This is a genomic window from uncultured Aquimarina sp., assembly GCF_947496855.1.
Taxonomy (GTDB): Bacteria; Bacteroidota; Bacteroidia; order Flavobacteriales; family Flavobacteriaceae; genus Aquimarina.
Map to the genome: position 1 here is coordinate 495,114 of NZ_CANMED010000001.1, position 22,212 is coordinate 517,325.

The following is a 22,212-nucleotide window of genomic DNA, read 5'->3' on the forward strand; positions in this document are numbered from 1 at the left end:
ACCCTTTTTATACATACTTTCTATACGTTAAAAACGATCATCTACTGAAAAGATAGTGTTATTCACTGATAACAGAGATTTATACTACTACTTTTGATTAATTTAATAGTCTATATAAGAAATAATAATACGTATAGATATGAATTTAAGAAGAAACAAAATGAATTTAGGATTGATAATAGGATTGGTAACTATTATGGTGTCTTGTACATCAAATGCTCAGTCTAAAGACAGAAAAGATAGAGATCAAAAACCTCCAAGTGTAGAAGAAATCTTTAAAATGATGGATTCCGACGAGGATGGGAAACTAACTAAAGAAGAAGTAAAAGGACCATTGAAAAGAGACTTTTCTAAAATCGATATGGATGAAGATGGATTCATCACAAAAGAAGAACTAGAGAAAGCACCTAAACCAGAAAGAAAAGATCCTCCAAACAGAGAACAATAATATAACATTAATGAACTAAATCGAAAAAATAATGAATCTTAACTTGAAAAAAAATAAAATAGTGGCAACAATATTTGGACTATTCGTGTTAGTCATTACTTTAATAGCTTGTAGTAATGATGATAACAACATTGATATTACCGATGATGATGGGACAGTAGCTGAGCTTCATGCAGCTTTTGCTGAGTTCGATACAGACGAAACGGATATTTATCTAGATGGCTCTAATGTGGTTATAGAAACTACCGGAAGACCAAATCATACTAGCTCTTATTGGGGACAAGGTAATGCGTTATACATAGATGAACCTGATGTTGCAGCAACACCAAGTTTGATTCCTAATTATGATGCCTCCGCTACATTAATGGTTTCTACTGATCCTCAATTGGCTAGTAATACAACTGCTACATCTCTTGGAGCTATTGGGATAGCTATAAGTGGAGCAGCGCTTTTTAATGATCAAGAAGGTAACGGTGCTTTAGATCAAGCTGCAGCATCCTTAGATTATTCTGGAGGGCATATTGGCCCATCAGAATATCATTATCATTTAGAACCGAGAGCATGGTCAGACGATGATGAGGATCTTATAGGAATTATTGCGGATGGCTTTTTTATTTATGGCAGAAAATGTAATTCTTTAGGAACATACCCAATTGATTTAGATGCGTCTGGAGGACATACAAGTACTACCCAGCATATTGATGAAGCTGAATATCATTATCATATAATCAATGAGTTATATTCTACGACAGGTAGTTATATAGTTTTTGCTGGACCATATAATGGAACTCCAAATGCGGTTAATTAAAATAAATTATATCGCCATTTTCCTTTGTTTGATCAGTTGTGAAAATATTTCAGAGAGTATAGAACTATACACTGAAAATGTTACAAATATTCATAATAAACGGGTGTTTAAGAAAAAGTTGGTTCTTAAATCAAATGAAGGAAAATGGTATTATAATAATCAACTTTTTTCTGGATATGCAATGAGTTATCATCCAAATAACGTTTTAGAAGAAAAGGTTGGTTATTATAAAGGAAAAAAACAGGGAATTGCCCAAAAATGGTTTTCTGATGGAACGCTACGCAAGCAATGTTTTTATAAAAGTAATCGTCTTGATGGAGTAGTAGAAATCTGGTGGAGTAATGGATCTTTAGCTTCAAAATCAAATTATATAAATGGAAAAAAGCATGGGATTCAGCAAAAATGGTATCCAACCGGACAGTTATCGAAGCAAACCAATATAAATTATGGGAAAGAAGAGGGGATGCAAAAAGCTTGGTTAGAAAATGGTAAGATATATGTTAACTATGAGGCTAAAAATGGTCGTGTTTTTGGTCTTAGACGCTCAAATTTATGTTATGAACTGGAAAAAGAAGTTGTACAATATCAATAAAATGGTATACTTAATTGTTGCTTTATTGGTTTTTATAAGTGGTTGTAAAGATTATAAAGTAGAAGAAACAAGTAGGGTAGAATCACTACCTTATTTTAATGAAGCTACATTTACTCCACATTGGTTGACGCCCGGTAGTCAGGAAGAAAAAGAATTTCATGTAATACCGGATTTTACCCTGGTAAATCAACTTGGAGATACGATTTCAAATAAAACTTTTGAAAATAAAATATATATAACAGATTTCTTTTTTACTACCTGTCCAGGCATCTGTCCAAAAATGACCGAAAATATGAATAAGCTTCAGAAAGAATTTAAAGCAGATTCAACCATATTGTTATTATCGCATTCTGTAACTCCTGAACATGATTCTGTTCCTGTTTTACTAAAATATGCTAAAGAGAAAGAAATTATTGATAATAAATGGCACCTAGTGACTGGTGATAGAAAGCAGATTTATGATTTAGGAAGGAATCATTATTTTGTAGAAGAGGATCTGGGAGTGGAAAAGGATGAAGAAGATTTCTTGCATACAGAGAATTTTTTGTTAATTGATAAAAACAGACATATCCGTGGGATTTATAATGGTCTGAATAGGACGTCAATTAAACAACTTATAGTTGATATTAATACTTTGAAATCAGAAACGAATTTTTAAAAATTTATTAGCCAAAGACTATAAAACTGAAGATTTAGTATTTTTTGTATTTATGGAAAGATTTATTTTTGAAAGAACTTTTAATAATATGAAAGGCTGAATCCTTAAGAATTCAGCCTTTCTTTATATCAATCATCTAGTCTAAACTATTCTTCATAGCAATTTCACCCCATTGACTTTTCTATCAAGTAGTTTTAATTAAATAATTGATTTATCTATCTATCTATGCTTTTTTATGTATACCATGTTTTATTAGCTGTGATCAAACCAAGATATACTAGTTTTTGCCGTTACGCATAATTCATTACTAGAATTAAAAAAACTATTTCTAACCGTTAATTTTTGTTGAGTTTCATCAAAAGACAAGAGTTCCATATTTATAAAAAAATCTTGCATAAACATTAAGTGTTTTCTTATTTTTTTTGTTTCTAAGAATTCTTGCAAATCAAAGTTGATTGTTTTTCTCTTTTGCTTAGCGTATCCTTTTTCAAATAAATAAGAGTTAAGTATTGACGATGTATAGTTTTGATAAGCATTTTCCTGCATTACCATAAAATCATCGACATCTTCTCCTTTAACTTTAAAATTTCTTCTAAACATTTTGCTTATAATGTAATTTGTTTAATATTCATTTTGACGGTAATCTTACTTATTTACATGCCAGCATTTTTCATTTTTTTTAGTTTTTTCTTCTCTTTGTTTCCAATTTGGAAAGCTCTTGAAATATTAAAGCCAAGATGTATATCACCATCAAAAAAATCATCGGTGGATTCAGTAATGAAACTTTTTTCTATCATAGTTATAGAATTAGATAGTATTATCTGAAAGACGTGTCCTCCAGTTTCTATATCTACTCCAAAAGCTATAGAATTTGAAGCATCAATTGATTCCAATGGATTTACTGTATAAAAATATTCTCCATTTATCGAAACTCTCTTTGTTAATTTTACTCTACTACCAACACCGACGGCGAATATGCCGTGTGGATCTTCATTGATTTTTACAGAATTTCTATGAATGTAAGTTGGAGTAATTTGTAAAGAAAACCCCGAACTGAATTTTCTAGCTATTAATACTTGAGTAACATAAGATAGCTTTTGATTAAAGCTTGGTTCATTGTTTGGGTCAAAATCTTTTAGCGTTCTATACGCAATACTAGTAAAAAGAGATGCGGTAAATGGGAAATAATTTTTACCAGAACTTTGTTTTAAAAATTTATATTTAACAAATCCATCATATGTTTTATCAAAGCTACTTCTACCAACACCTAGCATAATATTATCAGATAATCCATACTCAAATGCAAAACGAATATTGGATTGATCTAATCCGTATAATTCATCAGCTCCTAAATTTACTCTACCAAAACGATGAGAGATTACAAACTCTAAAATTCCTTTTTTACGATTTTCTATCGAATGACCATTTAATATTCTAGTCCCTTTAAAGGTAGAAGTAATGTAGTTTTTTGTTTGTGGAGTTTCCTCTTCTAAAATATCTAATAGGTCTTGGGCAAATGTTTGAGAACTAATCGCCCAAAGTATAAAAACAAATACTATTTTTCTCATGTTATTTGTTGTAAGGTTTATGATCCAATTCAAATGACACTTTTATTGTTTCGGCTATATTATTCGCAACTACCGATGGTATTTCTATTTCGAAATCAGCAACTTTTACTAGAAAATCTCCATTTACCGATATGTTTTCATTGGTTTTTTTGATCGTGCCTTGTGTTTCTAGCTTCTTAGTAATACCATGAATAGTAATATCTCCGACTATAGATACTGTTTGTTCGTTTTCATTAACATCATTAAAGTCCAGTATTTTGCCTTTGAAAATAGCTTTAGGGTATTTATCAGATTCCACATAATTTTCATTAAAATGCTCTTGCATTAATGACTTTTCGAACATGAAGGATTTCATAAGTATAGAAATAGCAATTGCCCCTGTTGATGTGTCTATTATGCTTAACACCTGATTATTATCTGCTTTAATATCTTCTACAGGAGAACTAGAAAAGAATGATGTGTTCCCTTGTTTTGTTAGGAATTTACCCTGCCCGAAGGAAACCACAGTACATAATAAACTGAATAATAATATATTTAATAACTTCATTTTTTTATAATTAAATTGTTAATTAAGGATTACACATTTTACCAATATTACATCCATCAAATATCCGGTACAGATGCCTTTAATATTGATTTCTTGACCGATTTTTAGGTTACTAGCTTTTTTGTTTTCTTCTGGTAATATGTGACATATTACACTCTCGATATCATCATTTTTTCTTAAAACGATAATAGCATTACCATTTTTATCCGTGTCAATTTCTGCGATGGTGCCGACAACCTGAATTATTTGTTCTAAGTATTTTGAGTTCGCTTCTGTTTCATTTGTTAGAAACTCACCTAATAAAATACCCGCCTCCGTTGATATATTAGGTTTAGCGGCAGAAACATCTATATGGGGCTTGTTGTATATCTTGAAGAAAACAAAAACACCAGCTAATAGAATAATGGTTCCAGTGATAAGAATTTTTTTGTTATTTTTTTTTGTCATCGGATTTAATTTAATTGTTTAATGCACCATTTTCTATCCAACAACGAATCAGTTCTATATCTTCATTGCTTAATGAGCCACCTTGTGGCATTGTTCTGTTTACAACTTGAGTTCTTACTCTAGCTGAGTTATTATTAATACCGTCATAAGTTCTTAAGTCAGGAAATTGGCTTCCTCCGTGACAGGTAATACAGTTACTATCAATAATAGGTTTAATACTAGCTGTAAAGGAAATAGTGGTGTCACAAGATTCTTCCTCTATGATTATATCGACATCTTCTTCTACGTTAGTTTCGCAAGAGAAAAGAGTGATACTTAGTGTTATTATCAGTGTGCTTTTAATTTTTGAAATGATATTCATTTTGAAAAGAATTTTAAGTATAAGAGGAAGAAAGAAAACCTTATCTTCCTCTTATGATCAACTAACTAACTACTTAATAAATAAACCAATAATTATTTTTTTAAAGCTCTGTCGTGTCTGTATTAGCAATTGGCCATATTCCTGGATTAGGAACACTTATTCCATAATTATCTCCTCTTTCTACATCGCCTCCATAATAATAGAGAGGTCTTCCTTTATAGGTTAATTGCGGTGTGCCAAAAACATCTATAGATCCAAAATCGTTGGCATCAAGAATACTCGGTAATCTATCTATATCGATATGGAAAACCGGCCATACTGAATTGTTAGAAAAATCTTCTGTAGTAAAGTTGTTATTGTCCTTTGTGTCATTGTTAAAAGTATATATAGTTCTACCTTTACTGCTCGTCATATAAAAAGTAAGCTCATCTCCAGGAGTATATTCGCTTGTGAAATTTTGATCATTTCCATCACTATCTCTACCAATTAATTGCGCTTCTGCATACATTAATGAATAGTCGGGTTTTGCGATATACCAATTATTACCAATCTTATCTCCATTAGTGTCCCCAGCTACATTGTCATTAAGGAAATAATACAAAGGCCATCCTTTATATGTATTTTGTTTATCACCATCTGATCTTGTAATAACACCAAAATCCGAAGCTTCTAATCCATCATCTAATGTTAAATCAGCTTGATAAAATATTGGCCAAGCTGTTTTACAGTCGTTATTACATTCTGATTGTACTTTGGTATCTCTTGAGAAGAAATAAAGTGACATACCTTCAGAATCAGTAAGAATTTTTCCGTGTACATTGTTGTCAGCTAGTTTTATACTATTAGCTTCTGGTTCTGTGATAATTTGTTGATCTGCGTCATCACTACTGCAACTTGATAACAATGATATTGAAGTAAGTAATAAGAAAATTGAGTTTTTCATTTTTAAATTATTTATGATTTATACCACAAATAACAATCAATGAAGGAGCTAAAATCAAATTAAAGTGTGTGAGAAGGAAAAAGAAGCGTTAAAAAGGAAAAAAAAGCTTTGAAATTATAAAGCATTCTTTGTTTGTCGAATTATACTATAATTGAATAAATAACTAACAATTAAGAATCTGTAAATGAGTATTTTACATCATTCTCATTAGAAAATGTTCACATAATGTCTATCTAAATTATCTTTATAAAAGAACCTGAATCTATCAAAATAACTATTTCACAGACAAGGATAGAGGGAGTTAACGTATGTTTATAATTTTTAAGAAGAATGTATAATGTAAAAAACAAATGTGCATTAAGTATTTAGCCATTGTCTAAATTCTGCAGCTTTATTTTTACTTATGATTATTTCAACATCTGCATCTTTGATCAGAATTTTAAGTTGACTATTTCCATATTTGATGATTTTTGCTATGGCGGTAATACTTATTATAAATTGGCGATTTGCTCTAAAAAATAGAGAAGTATCTAGATTCATTAAAATATCATCTAAACTATCATTACTAGTAGATTTTTTACCATCAAAACATACGATATAGGTTATAGTGTTTTCTGTGTATATATATGATATATTATTTATAGGAACAGGAATCAATTCATTCCTGATATAGGTTAGAATTCTCTTTTTACTAGATTCCTTCGAAGATTCTGCCGTTGATTCCAGTGATTCTATTGATTCTTCTTCGGTATTTTCAACTACTTTTTGTTGATACGCAATAAGATCGGTGTTTAATTTAGATAGGTTAAGTAATTCACTTTCTAAACTTATATTTTTTTGTTCTAATTGCTTTTCGTAATAACTCCCAATAATTCGAACTGCAAAAAAAGAAGAGAGAATAATTAATCCTCCCATTAGAGCAAAAATGGTATAAAAACTTGTTTTCAATTTTCTTATTTGAGCAGATATTTTACTTAGATTTACTTGTGCAGCTACAATAAGATCAGAATCTTTCACAGGTGATATATAAACAATCTCAGATACTATTTCGGCACTGGTTATACTATCATTTTCCTTTCTTTGGTTAATAAGGAGGTCATATAATTTATCGGAACTATCCTCTTCATTTAATGATTTTATCAGTGATTGATCTGAATTTACCTTTAATCCTACTTTTGTAATATCTGGATGACATACCTGTTTTCCTGACCAATCAAATAAACAAATGAAAGAAGCTTCGTTGTGAGTGTTTTCAATAGCATTTTGAACGCTACTGACAATTTTTGATTTTACGATACCTTCAGCTATTTGACTTTCAGTTAATTTTGATATTTCGTTAGCTTCTCGTTTACTAGACTCTAATTGTATTTCTATTAATTGATTGGCACTTGATTTAATAAAGTACTTTACCCCAAAAGATGCAATAATTAAAAAAATTACAGATATAGAAATAAAAGTTAAGAAGTATAATTTGTCTTTTCTCATTGACTATGTAGCTATCACTTTTAATAATTACTTGATATGCTTATTGATTGTTTCCGAAACGAAAATACTATATTTTTTGCCCTATTGTTTTTAAACATTGAAATAATTATGAATCATTCGAATGTATATTTTCCTTTTTAACGACTATTTTTCGTTCTTAAGTATATTTTTAATGATAGAATATTCCATTAACTGTTAATTTGTTTATAATTCTAATTTTAAATAAACAAAATATGAAAACAGATACATACCAAAGATTTATATCATTGTTAAGATTATATTTTATAAAATCAAAATAATATCATCAAGAAGCACTAGTTTTGTTTTGATAACAAATGAGTAAAAAAAACAAAATAACTTTCTCTCTTATCACCTTACTATTGTTAGGAGGTCTTTATATCTATTTTGAATTTTGTAATTATACAGATATTGATATCGATAAGGTGTCTACAGAAATAAAAACAAGCTCTAAAAATCTTACAGCATCGTTTATTCGCAATGAAAAAAATGCAAATTCAATTTATAAAGATAAAATAATAGAAGTAGAAGGTGTAGTAAAAGAAGTTACTTTTTTAAATAAGCGAAATACAGTAATATTGTATGGTAATAATAAAAATTCTGGCGTATTATGTGATATGCAATCCAATCAAATTATGGAAATAAAAAAACTAGTAAAAGGTCAGAATATTGTACTGAAAGGAGTTTGTAAAGGATTTCTTAAAGATGCTATATTACTAAATTGTATGCTGATTAACCAACAAAGCAATGAATAGAATTATTATTCTACTATCTCTTTTGATCAATTTTATGGATTCTGATAATAGATCAGATCAAGTTATTACCCGTCAGGGACAGGTGTCTTTCTTTTCGTATACTTCTGTAGAAAATATTGAAGCCAAAAACAATCAGGTTTTAAGCATTGTTGATTTTTCGAAAAATGAGATCGCTATAAGTATGCTAATGAATGCGTTTGTATTTAAGAAATCACTAATGCACGAGCATTTTAATGAAAGCTATATTGAATCGGATTTATATCCTAAAGCCACTTTTCAAGGTAGTATTATTGACTTTGATCCTTTAGCAGAAGGAATTCAAACCAAAATGGTAAAAGGAACACTTACTATTCGAGATATTACTAAAGAGGTAGAAATTAAAACAAGTATCGAAAATATCGATGGAACGTATTTAATAACAGGTGATTTTGAAGTCATTGTTAAAGATTTCGAGATTAAAATCCCACCAATCTTAGCACCTAATATAGCTAAAAATATATCAATTAAATTCAGATTTGAATATCAACCTTATGAAAAATAATACATTTTTTCTTTTGTTTATCCTTATGCTAATTGGATGTAGTGTTCCGGCGAATGCTCAGGACTTATTGGATAAACTAGAAAAGGAATATCCAGATGAACCTCAGTATGAAATAGCTACATTCAAAGGAACTCGTATTTCATTAGGACACTCTATAGAAAACCGAAGAAAAGGAGTTTTGGAAATAAAGGCTATGAATTTATTTTGGAACATACCTAATCGTCCTAGCCAAAGTTTTGTTGCTGATAAATGGACAGCAAGAATAGCGTTAGAATACGGTTTGTCTAATAGATTAACTTTTGGAGCGGGAGGATCAACCTTAGACGGAATCTTTGATGGGTTTTTAAAATATAATCTTATAAAACAAGTAAAAAATGATAAGGGTTCTCCTTTTAGTGTTACTCTTTTTCAGAATGCTTCCTATAGCAGTAAGAGTAATGAGGTTTATGGTGGTGTAGAGTTGTCTGATGATTTTATAGATCGTATGGCATTTACTAGTCAGCTTTTAATAGCACGTAAATTCACCTCTCAGTTTTCATTACAGTTATCACCTACATATATTCACAGAGGCTCTTCTTTAGATGAAGATCCAAATAATCATTTTGCGCTAGGAATAGGAGCAAGGTATAAGGTAGGTGGTCATATATCAATAGTTTCAGAGTATTATTATTTAGCCAACCCACTAGAGTCAATTGATACGTATGATGCTTTTGTTTTAGGTGTTAATTGGGAAATGAGTGATTTAATGCTTCAATTTCAGATGACAAATGCAAGAAATATGGTTGAGGATGCATTTATAACACAAACGCCTAATAATTTTAATCTTAGTGATGGAAATTTTGTTTTTGGCTTTAATGCTACGTATGTTTTACATTTTAATCAGAAAAAACTGTAACACACGTTTTTTATAAAACAATTACGCTAATAGTAAATAAAAAGAGGCCTGATCGATTTGATCAGGCCTCTTTTCTTGAAAGCTATTCTTATTATTATTTCTTTTCAGCTTTATCTGCAACTATTCGATTTTCACGATTTGCTAATTCCCAAGCAGTATAAAATACCAATCTAGTTCTGTTTTCTAATAAATCATACTCTATCTTATCCGCAGTATCACTTGGTTGGTGATAATCATCATGAGTTCCATTAAAGTAGAAAATCACCGGAATGTTATTTTTTGCAAAATTATAATGATCCGATCGGTAATAAAAACGATTAGGATCATTTTCGTCATTGTATGTGTAATCTAATTCTACATTCGTGTATTTAGTATTTACTTCTTCAGAAATGTTATGAAGTTCAGTACTTAACTTATCACTACCTATTAAATATACGTAGTTTCTGTTTTCGCTTGTACGTTTCGGGTCTATTCGACCTATCATATCGATGTTTAAATCTGCGACTGTATTTTCTAATGGAAAAATAGGATCCACATCAGTATAATAACGAGATCCTAAAAGACCTTTTTCTTCTCCAGTAACATTAAGGAATAAAATAGACCTTTTTGGTCCATTCCCATCTTTCACTGCTTTTGCGAAAGCTTCAGCAATTTCCATCACGGCAACAGTACCGGATCCATCATCATCAGCTCCATTGTAGACTTTTCCATCTTTTACTCCTTCGTGATCTAAATGAGCTGATATCACAATAATTTCATCTGGCTTCTCAGATCCCTTGATAAATGCAGCTACGTTTTCCGAAATTACTTTTTCAGAAACACTTTTGTAGTTCACAGTCATTTTAGTTTTTATGGTATTGGATGTGTTATTTGTCTCGATATCAATTAACAAAGCCTTAGCTAAATTATTATTAATTAAAAAGAAGTAAGCTTCTTCAGAATTACCTGAAAGCGCCATTCTACCGGATGCATTCCCAAATTGTGCTACCGCCATTTGATAAACTTCTGGGAAATAGAATAATATAGCCTTAGCACCTTTTTCTTTAGCGGCATTGCGTTTTGCTGCAAACTGTTGTCTCATATTTGACCATTTTGATCCTTCTGAAGTCCCAGTGATTGTAAATGTTCCATCAACTTTTTTTGGTTCGCCTGATTTGATAAGAACAACTTTATTTTTGACATCTATATCTGTGTAGTTTGAAAATTTCTCGTCATCAATTCCAAATCCTGCATAAACAATTTCATCTAAAGAAAAATTATCAGTTTTTCCTGATGAAAGAGAGATGAAATCTTCTTTATAGATAAAAGACTTATCGTTAACACTCAGTTTTACATCAGGGTTACCTGTAATATCAAGCGGTACTTCCTGAAAATAATTACCATCACTTTTAGCTGCAGGCACACCATATTTGATATAATGGTCTTTCAGAAAATTAATAGCCAATTTTTGTCCGGGCTTACCAGTTTCTCTTCCTTGAAATTCATCAGATGCATATGTATATAATGCAGTTTTCAAATCTTCGGAAGTAATTGTATTGGCATAGGTTACTGGATTACTAACTACTTTCTTTGTTTCTGTGGATGAACTCGTAGTACTCTTTTTAGTACCACAAGCTGCAATGAATGCCGTTATTATTAAAACGGAAATTACTTTTTTCATAAAAAGATGTGTGAATATTAATTGAATGATTTCAGCCAAAAATACAAGAAATAATGTGTGATTTTGTTAAGTGATTGCAAAAATAGACGTGATTGAATATTTCAGAGTACTTTTAATTACATTTTAGAAGGATAGAAACTAACATAAATAGATCAAAATATATTTGTAATTTCGTTCAGTACATTTAAACAAATGATTAAAAATGTCTACTACTAACCAATGTAAAAATTGTGATGAATCTTTTGATGAATCTTTTGATTATTGTCCTTATTGTGGACAAGAAACCGCTGATAAGTTAACGTTTGGAGTATTATTTAGTAATACGATAGGTAATTATTTTGCTGTTGATGCTCGTTTTTTCAAGAGTTTTATCCCTTTGATGACAAAACCAGGTGTTTTGGCAAGACTTTTTGTAGATGGAAAACGTCTTTCTTATTTGCATCCTGCGCAGTTTTATCTTTTTATCTCGGTTGTGTTCTTTTTTGCTTTTTCATTTACCATCAGAAAAGCTGATGATGATTTAAGTAGAACATTAAAAAAACAATTTAATAGAGAGACCGCTTTAGACTCATTAGATTTTAAAAAAGATTCTATTGGTGTGGAAATAGCTAAAAAGGCACTAACGGAGAATCCAGGTCTTCCTAAAATAGCGAAAAAAGATCTTAAAATCCTTGATTCCTTAATGTCTGCTGAACAAATGTCATCTAAATCCTCATTCAGTTTTAAACGAAAGCAGCTGGATTCTTTAATAGCAAGGGATGCTCCATTAGAAGAAAAATTAAAATTTATGGGATTGGATGAAGAGGGGGGGATTACTAAAAAATTCTTCGCACAGATTTTAAAACTTTATGAGCAAAAAGGAGGAGGGATTCTGAAGACACTCTACGATACGATTCCTATTACGATGTTTTTAATGTTACCATTATTTGCATTTTTACTAAAAGTATTTTATTGGAAAAGAGCAACTTTTGCACATCATATGGTATTTAGCTTTTATTTTTTCACATTTGTTTTTACCTCGCTCTGTTTTCTGATTTTAATTAATTTAGTTGTTCAAATACCTATTTGGTTACAGGTTTTGTTCTTTTTATCATTTATTATTTATTTAATCGTTGCTTTTAGAAATTTTTACAAGAGTAGTTGGATAGGTGCAATTTTGCGAGGATTTGTTATTAGTTATGTATATATGATGATTATAGTACCATTTGCTTTTACGGGTATTATCCTGGTTTCAATATTATTATATTAAAAGAATGATTAAAATTTCTGGATCAAAACTATAACTATTACTAGAAATAATTAAGTAATGAAATTAAATATAAACAATACTTTTTCAGAAGAACTGCCTTCTGATCCAATACTTGAAAATTCCCGAAGACAGGTCAGAAATGCTTGTTTTTCTTATGTGACTCCAAAGAAAACAAGAAATCCAGAGATATTACATGTTTCAGAAGAAATGAGTAAAGAATTAGGGCTTTCTAAAGAAGATGCACAATCAGATGAGTTTTTACAAATAATGACTGGCAATAAGGTTATAGAGCAAACTAAACCTTATGCTATGCATTATGGGGGGCATCAATTTGGAAACTGGGCCGGGCAATTAGGAGATGGTCGTGCTATTAATCTTGCTGAAGTTGTTCATAACTCAAATCGTTGGGCTATTCAGTTAAAAGGAGCGGGTGAAACTCCGTATTCTCGTAATGCAGATGGTTTAGCAGTTTTACGATCTTCTATTCGTGAGTATTTATGTAGTGAAGCGATGTATCATCTGGGAGTTCCAACTACTAGAGTTTTGTCTCTGGCTATCACTGGAGATCAAGTATTAAGAGATGTACTATATAATGGAAATGCAGCCTATGAAAAAGGAGCTGTTGTATGTCGTGTGGCACCTTCATTTATTAGATTTGGAAATTTTGAGATTCTTGCAGCCCATGGTGATCATAAGAACTTAAAACTACTAGCTGATTACACAATAAAGCATTTCTATCCTGAAATAAAAGTAAGTGGTAAAGAAGCGTATATCGCACTTCTTTCAGAAATTAGTAAAAGAAGCCTGAAAATGGTTATTGATTGGCAGCGAGTAGGTTTTGTTCATGGTGTTATGAATACAGATAATATGTCTATTTTGGGATTAACGATAGATTATGGTCCTTACGGATGGTTAGAAGATTATGACTTAGGATGGACTCCTAACACTACAGATAGCCAGTTTAAACGTTACAAATACGGAACACAACCAGAAATTGTACTTTGGAATTTATATCAACTGGCTAATGCATTGTATCCCTTAATAGAAGAAACAGATTCTTTAGAAAAAGTATTAAATGATTATCAAGAAACATATACGAAAGCATATGTAAATATGATGATTACTAAAATTGGATTATTTTTCTATCAGGAAAATGATCATCTTCTAATACAAGATTTAGAAGAATTACTGCAGCTCTCAGAGACTGATATGACTATTTTTTTTAGAAATTTAGCTAATTTTGAGAAAGGAAAAACCTCTAATTGGTATGCTATAATAAATGATTCTTTTTACAATCTCCATGATATAGAAAATGATATTAAAAACAGATGGAATACTTGGTTTCTAAAATACAATACTAGATTAGAAAAAGAACAAATAGTAGATAAGGAGCGAAAAGATAGAATGAATAGTATTAATCCTAAATATGTTCTACGTAATTATATGGCTCAGTTGGCGATTGATAACGCTGATAAAGGTGATTATAATTTAATCGATGAGTTATACCAGATGCTAAAAAATCCATATAATGAGCAACCAAAATATGATAAATGGTTTGCAAAACGTCCGGATTGGGCAAGAAATAAGATTGGTTGTTCTATGTTATCTTGCAGTTCTTAATTTATCGAAATAAATAAGATAGTGTCATAAAATAGAATTATCTCTTAAGTTCGAATACATATTTTATATACGCTGTTTTTTGATTTTTTTCCGGATTCCATTTAAAACGAATTATTTGTGTTTCTTTAGAAGGAAATATCTTTTCACTTACACCGTGTATAGCTATAAAAGCAACGCATTCCGAAAAATAGTCTTTTTTTATATCTTCGTTTATTGAAGATATCTCTAGTCTAATCTCATTGGTACCGTTTGTAATTAGATCTTGGGCTTGATTGCTGCTTAATTGATCAGAATGACTTTTTTCAATATCAAGTAGTTTTGTGTCATTTAAATAAATGGCACCTTCTAGTCCTTTAACAGTTTGTATTTCTGCTTGATAATATTTAAAAGGACCTTTTTTTAGGGTTTCAATTTTTATTTCCTTATATTTTTCTTGATTCATTTCCTTTGAGTTAAAAGCTGTAATGAAAAGAAAAGTTACGATGACCAGTACACTATTTTTTGTAATTCGATTCATGTAATTTTTATCTACTTAATATTGTTTTTAAGCTCGGAATATTCAATTTGATAAATTGTTAATTTATTGCATTTTCATCTTCGCTCTACTCTTTGTGAAATTAGTAAGAATCCACTAATCAGATATCACTGTTTTCCGTGATTTTTTTGTTTTAAAAAGAATAATCCATCTAATTTTTATTAAGTTATTTTGATCAAATAGAGACCTCGATGCTGCCTAACATTTTATAATATTAAAAAATAATATTTAAAGATTTTATGGATATGTAGATACTTGTTTTTTAAATAGTTAACATATTTTATTTAAACAGGTAGTACAATTCTATTTTTCTCCAGGATGGTATGTTTTTCTAGCTCGTTTTAGCACATCGTCCTTATAAAAAGCTGCCTCTTTAAATTTTACATCTACGTAGGGTTGTATTTGATCATTAAAATGTACAGAATCTTGATTTCCGCTTTGACCACCAGCTAAACTAGTTTTAGCTTTCACTTTATCACCAAACTCTACAACTGCAACAAAGCTATTTCCTCTGGTTCCATAGATTTTTTTGGTATTGTTTGTATAACGAACTCCATATGCAGCAAGCGCTCCCCAGCGTCCAGATGCAAATCCAACAGCAGTACTAGGTTTACTATCATCGAACGGTTGTTTTATATCTCCATTAACACGTTGAAAACGATTTACATCACCCCAAGGAAGAATTCCTCCAAAATCAGATTCTAACTGTTCTAACGTTTCTTTAAATATAGATATTCTTTCTTCTATAGGAGATTTCTCACCAAAATAAGTAAGGAGTGCCATATCACTAATTCTTTCTCCTGGTCTTTTTCCTTTTTTCGCATAATTGGTACCATAGAAATGAGCTAATGTCATTGCTTTAGATTCTTTAGAGGTTTTGTAGTCCCAATTGCGCAAGATTTCTATTGCACTTCCTAATGTTTTAGTTTTGTCGATTTTGTCGTACGCCTTTATAAGCCCTGGAATTAATTTTTCGAATGCTGGTAAATATGGATCATATGCTAATGATATAAGACTGTCTATTGTGTAATCTTTTTTGTTCTTTAGTAATTCAATAGCATGGACACCTCTAAAGTTTTCTCTGTCAATAGACATGTATGTAGGATATTCTTCTTTTTTTGGACTAAACTCTAGCGCTGCAGTATAAGGTGTAGAATTACAATTTTGTAACCAGCCATTTTTTGGGTTTAAAAGAGTGATAGCCTCATTTACAGGATGTAATCCATTCCAATCTGTTTTAGGATTACTTCCATCAACGGGTTTGGTGTAATCAAAAGATTGATCCCTAATAGGAATAAAATTACCATGAAAATAGGCTATATTTCCTTCCGCATCCGCGTAGACTGTATTGTTGGAAGAGTTTGTCTTTATATCCATCATAGTACGAAACCCTTTGTATCCATCTTGTTTAGTACGTATATAGGATTGCTCTAGTGCTTTTACAGGTTCCCACATTAATGCTGTTGCAACCCATTTACCATCTTTAAGGTGTGTAATAGGACCATGATGGGTTCTATAAGCCGGAAATGTTTTTTCTCTTATCGTATTCCCATCTTTATATTTTAAAACAACTTCATACTGTTCTACAGATCGTAGTTCGTCTCCATACTTATACATGGGTTTTCCATCCTTCTTAGTGGTAGTCTCTGTAAATTCATCAATGACATCGGTATAGGTAGAAGTGTGCATCCAGCCTGTTTTTTCATTAAATCCTTGATATACGAAAAATTGTCCCCAAGTAACAGCTCCATATGCATTTAACCCTTCTTCGCTTACTACATGTACTTCTCCTCTAAAATAAAATGAAGTATGTGGATTAATCAATAACATTGCATTTCCTGACTTCGTTAATGATCCAGAAATTGCAATTCCGTTAGAGCCTTGTGGTTCTAGCATTTCTTTTTCTTTATGAAGGGCCAATTCTTCTGATATAGGTAACTCCATACCATTTTCATACATCGCTCTAATTTTACGAGTAGAAACACGTTCGATATCACCACCAATAGAACCTTCACTAAAATACATAGGCATCCACGGCTCGAAATGTGTTAATAATCTTGGATTCACTTCAGGATGTGTTTTTAAATAATAGTTAATACCATCAGCAAAAGCAATACATAATTCTTTGAGCCATTGTGGGCTTTTTTCATAATTTGCAATTGCCTCTTTTTCTGTCATAAATAGTTTTGCGCGTAAGTCGCTATAAATAGCTTTCTCTCCTTCAACTTCCGCTAAACGCCCAGTAGCCCAAATATAATTTTGCTCTACACGATTAAAATCATCTTCACATTGCGCGTATAACAATCCAAAAACAGCATCCGCATCAGTTTTTCCATAGATATGTGGTACACCAAAATCATCTCTTATAATTGTTGTGTTTAGTGAATGCTCTTGCCAACGTTTTTCTTCATCACTAATTTCTATTTTAGTTTCAGTTTTACAAGAGAAAAGCAGGAAGGTGGTAACGCAAAAAAATATGATTTTTGATCGTAGCATAGAACTTATTTTATAATCTGAGGAATGATTGAATGGTTATTTTAGAAGTGTATGAACTCCGTTTTCTAGAGCAAATAATGCGGAAATTTCTTGCTGAGTGAGATTTCTATTAAAGATAGAAAGTTCATCCATCAATCCTATATACCCCAATCCTAAGTAAATGTTAGATTTTTCTAATTCCCACGAAAAAGGATCTGTAATATCATCGCGTTTTCCTTTTAATTCACCATTAATATATAAAGAAGCTTCACCTCTTTCTGTGTTTAGACTTTTAAAATTAATAAAAATATGTGTCCAAGTTCCCTTAGCAAAAGGAGGTTTAGATACTGGTATTAATTGATTTTTAAAAACAGAATCATCGTTATCGGATATTGTTGTGTCTTTTTTCCAAGAAGTTTTATCTCCAATAACTCCGAGTCTAAAATCTCTTGGGTTTTCTTTAGTAAAATCCACCCAAATAGATGCATCGTTATAACTTACATCTGTAATTTGGATTGGATCACAATATCCTGGTTCTAAATCTGTAGCAGGATCAAGGCTGAGCCAAAAAGATACTGCTCCATTCCAGTCATTGTTATTATAAGCAATATTATCTTTACTAGCATAATAGATATAACCTTTATTACTAGAACTATACAGTAATGCATCTCCTTTTAATCCTTGACCTTCAGCAATACTAATATCTTTTTTATGTAACCCTACCTGAGCAGAATCTCTAGCTTTTCTTGATGGAACAGTGTATAATTTAGGGTCTCCTAAAGAAAAATCTGCATCAATTCCTTTATCAAAAGATGAATAGAAAGTTAAAGCTTTTTTTAATGCTGTTTTTGTAGTATCCTTTTTAGCTACATCGTTTGGAACATTATTTTTTGAGGCATTATCTTTTTTGGTATTGTCTTTCCCACAAGATACCGTAATAAAAGATAGCGCTAAGGCAAAAATAATATTGTAGTGAAGGTTAGATTTTACAGATTTCATGAGATGATTGGTGTGTGTTAATATGGTTATAAATATATAAAATAATACCCACCATATATAATGGTGGGTATCGGATATTACAGTTTTAAATAAACTTTATGATATGGCTGAATTCAAATTTGAAATAATAAATTGATACTTTACTTTGCTTAAAGCTTTTAATACATTACTTAATCTTGTAATTCTATTAAACGATATATCATCTATTACGTATTACTTTGTAAGAATTTAATTTTTCGATAATTCGTTATTTAGGGTTTGAAGTATTTTTTCTATTGTTAAAATAAGTACTGCACTAGCCATACTATATATTAATATAATAGGTGTTTTTTGCATAAATTTAGACATAATATATATAATGTCTAAAGACACACTACTTACCTCTATTTGTTCTGAATTATTATAAATTTCGAAGAACAAAGAAAGAAGAATACTACTCGAAATGATAGCACCTAGAACTTTCTTGGAAATCAAGGGTTCTATTACTTGATTTTCTTCATTCTTTTCTATCAAGGAAACAATTCGTTTTGTGAAATCTTTATTAATAGGGTCTAAAGTGCTGTGATCTAGGGTTTTATTTACAATAGCATTTTCCGTTTTTAAAGAAGTTTCATTTTCTTGTAGTATTTCCAAAAAATCTTCAGTAAAATCAACATTAGGAGATTCTAATTGCTGATTTTTAATCCACTTTATGAGAAGTTTATCTTTTTTATTCATTTTATAGAATATTTTTTAATTCATCTTTCAACAAGCCATTCAATTTTTTTCTTAACTTTTTTCTAGCTCTAAATAGTTTAATTTTAATATTCGCTTTAGATAAACCAGTAATGATCTGTATTTCTTCAATGCTGTTTTCATCAATATAGAATAAGGTAATTAAAAGCCCTTCGGTACTTGATAATGAATCGATAGCTAATTTTACAAAATACTGTTTATCTTTATTTTGAAGACTTTCTTCTTGAGAGATAGCTGGGGACTTTAATTTCTCATGATCCTCATTAATGAGTGTTTGTGTATTGATTTTGTTTTTTCGAAGATCATATAAAGCAGTCCTATAGGTAATAGTGTACAACCAGGTAGAAAATTTAGATTTTTTCTTAAAAGAGTGTATTTGTTGATATACTTTTATAAAACTTTCCTGAGCTATATCTTCTGCTTCTATGCTGTTTTTTACAATTTTTAAAGCAATGTTATACACCATATCTTTGTACTTATCTATAATATATGATAAAGCTTCAAGATCACCTTGTTGTATTTTTTCGATATATATGAAGTCTTCTTCTAAGTTCATCCATACTTAGGATGCTATTTTATGTCTTTTGGTTACACTTAATTTTATTTTAATTAAATATTAATCAATCATTATCTACAATGTGTAACCACACATCTAAAAAGTGCATCTTATTAGATAACAATTAAAAACTTAACAATATGGATGGAAATATTTTAGTACCTATTTCATTTTTAGTTTCTGTGTTTGGAATCATTTACACATATGTTACCTCCAGACATAGGGAACGTATTGCTATGATTAAATATGGAGTGAATGCTTCTCAATTAGCAAATAAAAAAAGAGATTTAGCGCAATCATTAAAATATGGAATGTTTCTTATAGGTATCGCTATAGGAATTTTAGTAGCATACGGTGTAAATTTATTCATGCTAGAAAAAGATCATCCTGTATTTTATTTTTCTATGACACTTTTATTTGGAGGAATCAGCATTATTATTAACTATAAAATGGAAAAAAATAAAATCAATACTTAAAATTAACTTATTACTATTTAGCGTTTATAACCTAAAAATCATTTCATCAATCAACTTTAATCAATTATGATACAATCAAAACGAGCAGTTATAAAAATAATTTCAGTATGTATTTATATGCTTTCAATCAGTGTGTTGCAATCTCAAAACTCTACAGTACAAGTTAAAAAAATAGATACGTTGTTTAATACCTGGAACCAAGGTAAAACCCCTGGAGCTTCTATCGCAGTTATCAAAAATGGGATTATTATTTTTAAAAAAGCATATGGCTTAGGGAATATCGAAAATAATATTCCTAATACAACCTCTAGTCTTTTTAATATAGCATCTAATTCTAAGCAGTTTACTGCATTTGCAGCATTATTACTAGAAGAAGAAGGGAAGTTATCCTTGGAAGATGATATTCGAAAATACATCCCTGAACTTCCCGATTTTGGACATAAAATAAAGGTAAAAAATCTAGCACAACACACTCACGGAATACGAGGTGTAATTTACTTATTAGGAATGGCAGGGTGGAATATAGAAGATGTTATCACTAAAAAAGATGTTTTTAAATTATTTACTCAACAAAAGGAGCTGAATTTTCCACCTGAGACAGATTTTTTGTATAATAACTCTGGATATATATTACTGGCAGAAATTATAGCAAGGGTTTCAGGAAAACCATTTCATGTATATCTAAGAGATCATATTTTTATTCCTTTAGAAATGAAAAATACAGTGGTATTTGAAGACAATAGTAAGATCATTAACAATTTATCATATCCATACTATTTTGACGGTAAATCATACAAAGTAGCTATTAGAAATTCAAAAGATATTGTAGGCCCTACAGGTATCAGAACATCCACAGAGGATTTAAGTAAATGGTTAAATAATTTTGAAAATCCAAAAGTGGGTAATAAAAAGATGGTTGCTCGATTAATAACACCAGCTATATTGAAAAATGGCAATACATTATCATACGCTTTAGGTCAGGTAGTACATTCATATAAAAATCGCAAAGTTATTAGTCATGGAGGTTCGGATGCAGGGTATAAAAGTCAGATTTTACGCTTTCCTGAGGAGAAACTATCCATCATTGTATTAACAAATAATGGTTCCCTAAATGCAGAAGAAAAAGCATATCGCATTGCAGATTTATATTTAGGTAATGACGTGAAATCTTTAAAAAACGAACCAAATCCAAAAATACTATCTAATTTATCTATTACAGAAGAAATGTTAATAAAGTATGAGGGGAAGTTTCAATTGCAACCAGGGTTTGTGTTAGAATTTAATGAGAAGGAGGGAAGTCTTTTTATTACAGCTACTGGGCAAGGAACGCTACCTTTAGAGACACTTAGTGAAACTCAATTTAGGATTAGAAGAATAGATGCGATAATTACATTTATAAAAAATAAGGATGGGCTTGTAAATACATTAAGTTTCGATCATAATGGAACTGTTAATTCTGCCAAAAGAATAACGTATGATATTGATAAATCTATCTTGGAAAAGTACGCTGGTGTTTATTACAGTAAAGAATTAAACACATACTATGAGTTATCGATACAAGATGGTCAATTAATTGCCGGTCATCAGCGACAAGATACTACTAAATTAACAGCACTAGAACCTACTAAGTTTACAGGAAACACCTGGTTCTTTGGTATATTGGATTTTATAATTAATAAAGATAATGTTACTGGGTTTAAAGTTTCTTCAGAAAGAGTAAAGAATCTTTGGTTTGAAAAGAGGATTTGATATCATTTGGAATGAAGCATAAAAATACCTCTTTTATTAGTGAAGTTTTTCTATAACCAACAGAGGGTGTTCATAACTTATACACTTTGAGT

Annotated in this window: 24 protein-coding genes; 11 read left to right on the forward strand and 13 right to left on the reverse strand. The window is 30.5% G+C overall.

The window, feature by feature from the left end; genetic code table 11:
* The first annotated feature begins 139 nt into the window (after nucleotides 1-139).
* The 4 genes from Q0921_RS02205 (at nucleotide 140) to Q0921_RS02220 (ending at nucleotide 2,506) form a co-directional block, all read left to right on the forward strand.
* Nucleotides 140-448, forward strand: coding sequence for an EF-hand domain-containing protein (locus tag Q0921_RS02205; protein WP_299252629.1), 309 nt, complete (start codon nucleotides 140-142; stop codon nucleotides 446-448).
* 61 nt (nucleotides 449-509) lie between these two features.
* Nucleotides 510-1,256, forward strand: coding sequence for a YHYH protein (locus tag Q0921_RS02210; RefSeq protein ID WP_299252632.1), 747 nt, complete (start codon nucleotides 510-512; stop codon nucleotides 1,254-1,256).
* Nucleotides 1,243-1,848 carry a hypothetical protein gene (locus tag Q0921_RS02215; protein WP_299252635.1) on the forward strand — a complete coding sequence of 202 codons (606 nt, stop codon included), beginning with the start codon at nucleotides 1,243-1,245 and terminating at the stop codon, nucleotides 1,846-1,848. The genes Q0921_RS02210 and Q0921_RS02215 overlap by 14 nt, the downstream gene beginning before the upstream one ends.
* Nucleotides 1,814-2,506: an SCO family protein gene (locus tag Q0921_RS02220; RefSeq protein ID WP_299252638.1), complete on the forward strand. Its 693-nt coding sequence runs from the start codon at nucleotides 1,814-1,816 to the stop codon at nucleotides 2,504-2,506. Before Q0921_RS02215 ends, Q0921_RS02220 begins: the two co-directional genes overlap by 35 nt.
* A 252-nt stretch (nucleotides 2,507-2,758) precedes the next feature.
* Here Q0921_RS02220 and Q0921_RS02225 read toward each other — a convergent pair whose 3' ends face one another.
* The 7 genes from Q0921_RS02225 to Q0921_RS02255 all read right to left on the reverse strand — a co-directional run bounded on the left by Q0921_RS02225 (nucleotide 2,759) and on the right by Q0921_RS02255 (nucleotide 7,857).
* Nucleotides 2,759-3,106: a hypothetical protein gene (locus Q0921_RS02225; RefSeq protein ID WP_299252641.1), complete on the reverse strand. Its 348-nt coding sequence runs from the start codon at nucleotides 3,104-3,106 to the stop codon at nucleotides 2,759-2,761.
* A 53-nt stretch (nucleotides 3,107-3,159) separates the two neighbouring features.
* The gene (locus tag Q0921_RS02230; RefSeq protein WP_299252644.1) at nucleotides 3,160-4,074 is read right to left on the reverse strand and encodes a DUF5777 family beta-barrel protein; all 915 of its coding nucleotides are present in this window, start codon (nucleotides 4,072-4,074) and stop codon (nucleotides 3,160-3,162) included.
* A gap of 1 nt (nucleotide 4,075) precedes the next feature.
* Nucleotides 4,076-4,621, reverse strand: a complete 546-nt coding sequence (locus tag Q0921_RS02235; protein WP_299252647.1) for a YceI family protein — start codon at nucleotides 4,619-4,621, stop codon at nucleotides 4,076-4,078.
* A gap of 18 nt (nucleotides 4,622-4,639) precedes the next feature.
* Complete coding sequence (locus tag Q0921_RS02240; RefSeq protein WP_299252650.1) at nucleotides 4,640-5,068, reverse strand: hypothetical protein; 429 nt, start codon at nucleotides 5,066-5,068, stop codon at nucleotides 4,640-4,642.
* A 10-nt stretch (nucleotides 5,069-5,078) separates the two neighbouring features.
* Nucleotides 5,079-5,429, reverse strand: coding sequence for a cytochrome c (locus Q0921_RS02245; protein WP_299252652.1), 351 nt, complete (start codon nucleotides 5,427-5,429; stop codon nucleotides 5,079-5,081).
* 100 nt (nucleotides 5,430-5,529) lie between these two features.
* Nucleotides 5,530-6,372, reverse strand: coding sequence for a hypothetical protein (locus Q0921_RS02250; RefSeq protein ID WP_299252655.1), 843 nt, complete (start codon nucleotides 6,370-6,372; stop codon nucleotides 5,530-5,532).
* A gap of 357 nt (nucleotides 6,373-6,729) precedes the next feature.
* The gene (locus Q0921_RS02255) at nucleotides 6,730-7,857 is read right to left on the reverse strand and encodes a LytTR family DNA-binding domain-containing protein (protein WP_299252658.1); all 1,128 of its coding nucleotides are present in this window, start codon (nucleotides 7,855-7,857) and stop codon (nucleotides 6,730-6,732) included.
* A 335-nt stretch (nucleotides 7,858-8,192) separates the two neighbouring features.
* On the opposite strand from Q0921_RS02255, the gene Q0921_RS02260 reads away from it, so the two are divergent.
* Genes Q0921_RS02260 through Q0921_RS02270 form a run of 3 tightly spaced genes read left to right on the forward strand, consistent with a single transcriptional unit; the run spans nucleotide 8,193 to nucleotide 10,066 of the window.
* On the forward strand, nucleotides 8,193-8,630 hold the full coding sequence (locus Q0921_RS02260; RefSeq protein ID WP_299252661.1) for a hypothetical protein: 438 nt from the start codon (nucleotides 8,193-8,195) through the stop codon (nucleotides 8,628-8,630).
* Nucleotides 8,623-9,171 carry a YceI family protein gene (locus tag Q0921_RS02265; RefSeq protein ID WP_299252664.1) on the forward strand — a complete coding sequence of 183 codons (549 nt, stop codon included), beginning with the start codon at nucleotides 8,623-8,625 and terminating at the stop codon, nucleotides 9,169-9,171. The genes Q0921_RS02260 and Q0921_RS02265 overlap by 8 nt, the downstream gene beginning before the upstream one ends.
* Nucleotides 9,161-10,066 (forward strand): DUF5777 family beta-barrel protein, encoded by a 906-nt coding sequence (locus tag Q0921_RS02270; protein ID WP_299252667.1) that lies wholly within the window; start codon nucleotides 9,161-9,163, stop codon nucleotides 10,064-10,066. Before Q0921_RS02265 ends, Q0921_RS02270 begins: the two co-directional genes overlap by 11 nt.
* Nucleotides 10,067-10,160: 94 nt before the next feature.
* Here the strand turns inward: Q0921_RS02270 and Q0921_RS02275 are convergent, their stop codons facing one another.
* Nucleotides 10,161-11,726: a M28 family peptidase gene (locus Q0921_RS02275; protein ID WP_299252670.1), complete on the reverse strand. Its 1,566-nt coding sequence runs from the start codon at nucleotides 11,724-11,726 to the stop codon at nucleotides 10,161-10,163.
* Between the two features lie 202 nt (nucleotides 11,727-11,928).
* Here Q0921_RS02275 and Q0921_RS02280 point away from each other — a divergent pair, with 202 nt between their 5' ends.
* Nucleotides 11,929-12,975: a DUF3667 domain-containing protein gene (locus tag Q0921_RS02280; protein WP_299252674.1), complete on the forward strand. Its 1,047-nt coding sequence runs from the start codon at nucleotides 11,929-11,931 to the stop codon at nucleotides 12,973-12,975.
* Nucleotides 12,976-13,032: 57 nt separating this feature from the next.
* Nucleotides 13,033-14,595 carry a YdiU family protein gene (locus tag Q0921_RS02285; protein WP_299252677.1) on the forward strand — a complete coding sequence of 521 codons (1,563 nt, stop codon included), beginning with the start codon at nucleotides 13,033-13,035 and terminating at the stop codon, nucleotides 14,593-14,595.
* 37 nt (nucleotides 14,596-14,632) lie between these two features.
* On the opposite strand, the gene Q0921_RS02290 is transcribed toward Q0921_RS02285, so the two are convergent.
* The 5 genes from Q0921_RS02290 to Q0921_RS02310 all read right to left on the reverse strand — a co-directional run bounded on the left by Q0921_RS02290 (nucleotide 14,633) and on the right by Q0921_RS02310 (nucleotide 19,895).
* Nucleotides 14,633-15,112: a hypothetical protein gene (locus Q0921_RS02290; RefSeq protein WP_299252680.1), complete on the reverse strand. Its 480-nt coding sequence runs from the start codon at nucleotides 15,110-15,112 to the stop codon at nucleotides 14,633-14,635.
* A 321-nt stretch (nucleotides 15,113-15,433) separates the two neighbouring features.
* Nucleotides 15,434-17,626: an acylase gene (locus Q0921_RS02295; RefSeq protein WP_299252682.1), complete on the reverse strand. Its 2,193-nt coding sequence runs from the start codon at nucleotides 17,624-17,626 to the stop codon at nucleotides 15,434-15,436.
* A gap of 36 nt (nucleotides 17,627-17,662) precedes the next feature.
* Complete coding sequence (locus tag Q0921_RS02300; RefSeq protein WP_299252684.1) at nucleotides 17,663-18,604, reverse strand: LamG-like jellyroll fold domain-containing protein; 942 nt, start codon at nucleotides 18,602-18,604, stop codon at nucleotides 17,663-17,665.
* Nucleotides 18,605-18,832: 228 nt separating this feature from the next.
* Nucleotides 18,833-19,321, reverse strand: a complete 489-nt coding sequence (locus tag Q0921_RS02305) for a hypothetical protein (RefSeq protein ID WP_299252686.1) — start codon at nucleotides 19,319-19,321, stop codon at nucleotides 18,833-18,835.
* A 1-nt stretch (nucleotide 19,322) separates the two neighbouring features.
* Nucleotides 19,323-19,895, reverse strand: a complete 573-nt coding sequence (locus Q0921_RS02310; protein ID WP_299252688.1) for an RNA polymerase sigma factor — start codon at nucleotides 19,893-19,895, stop codon at nucleotides 19,323-19,325.
* A 140-nt stretch (nucleotides 19,896-20,035) separates the two neighbouring features.
* On the opposite strand from Q0921_RS02310, the gene Q0921_RS02315 reads away from it, so the two are divergent.
* Nucleotides 20,036-20,371 carry a DUF6249 domain-containing protein gene (locus Q0921_RS02315; protein WP_299252691.1) on the forward strand — a complete coding sequence of 112 codons (336 nt, stop codon included), beginning with the start codon at nucleotides 20,036-20,038 and terminating at the stop codon, nucleotides 20,369-20,371.
* 66 nt (nucleotides 20,372-20,437) lie between these two features.
* Nucleotides 20,438-22,120, forward strand: a complete 1,683-nt coding sequence (locus tag Q0921_RS02320; protein WP_299252694.1) for a serine hydrolase — start codon at nucleotides 20,438-20,440, stop codon at nucleotides 22,118-22,120.
* Nucleotides 22,121-22,212 lie beyond the last annotated feature (92 nt).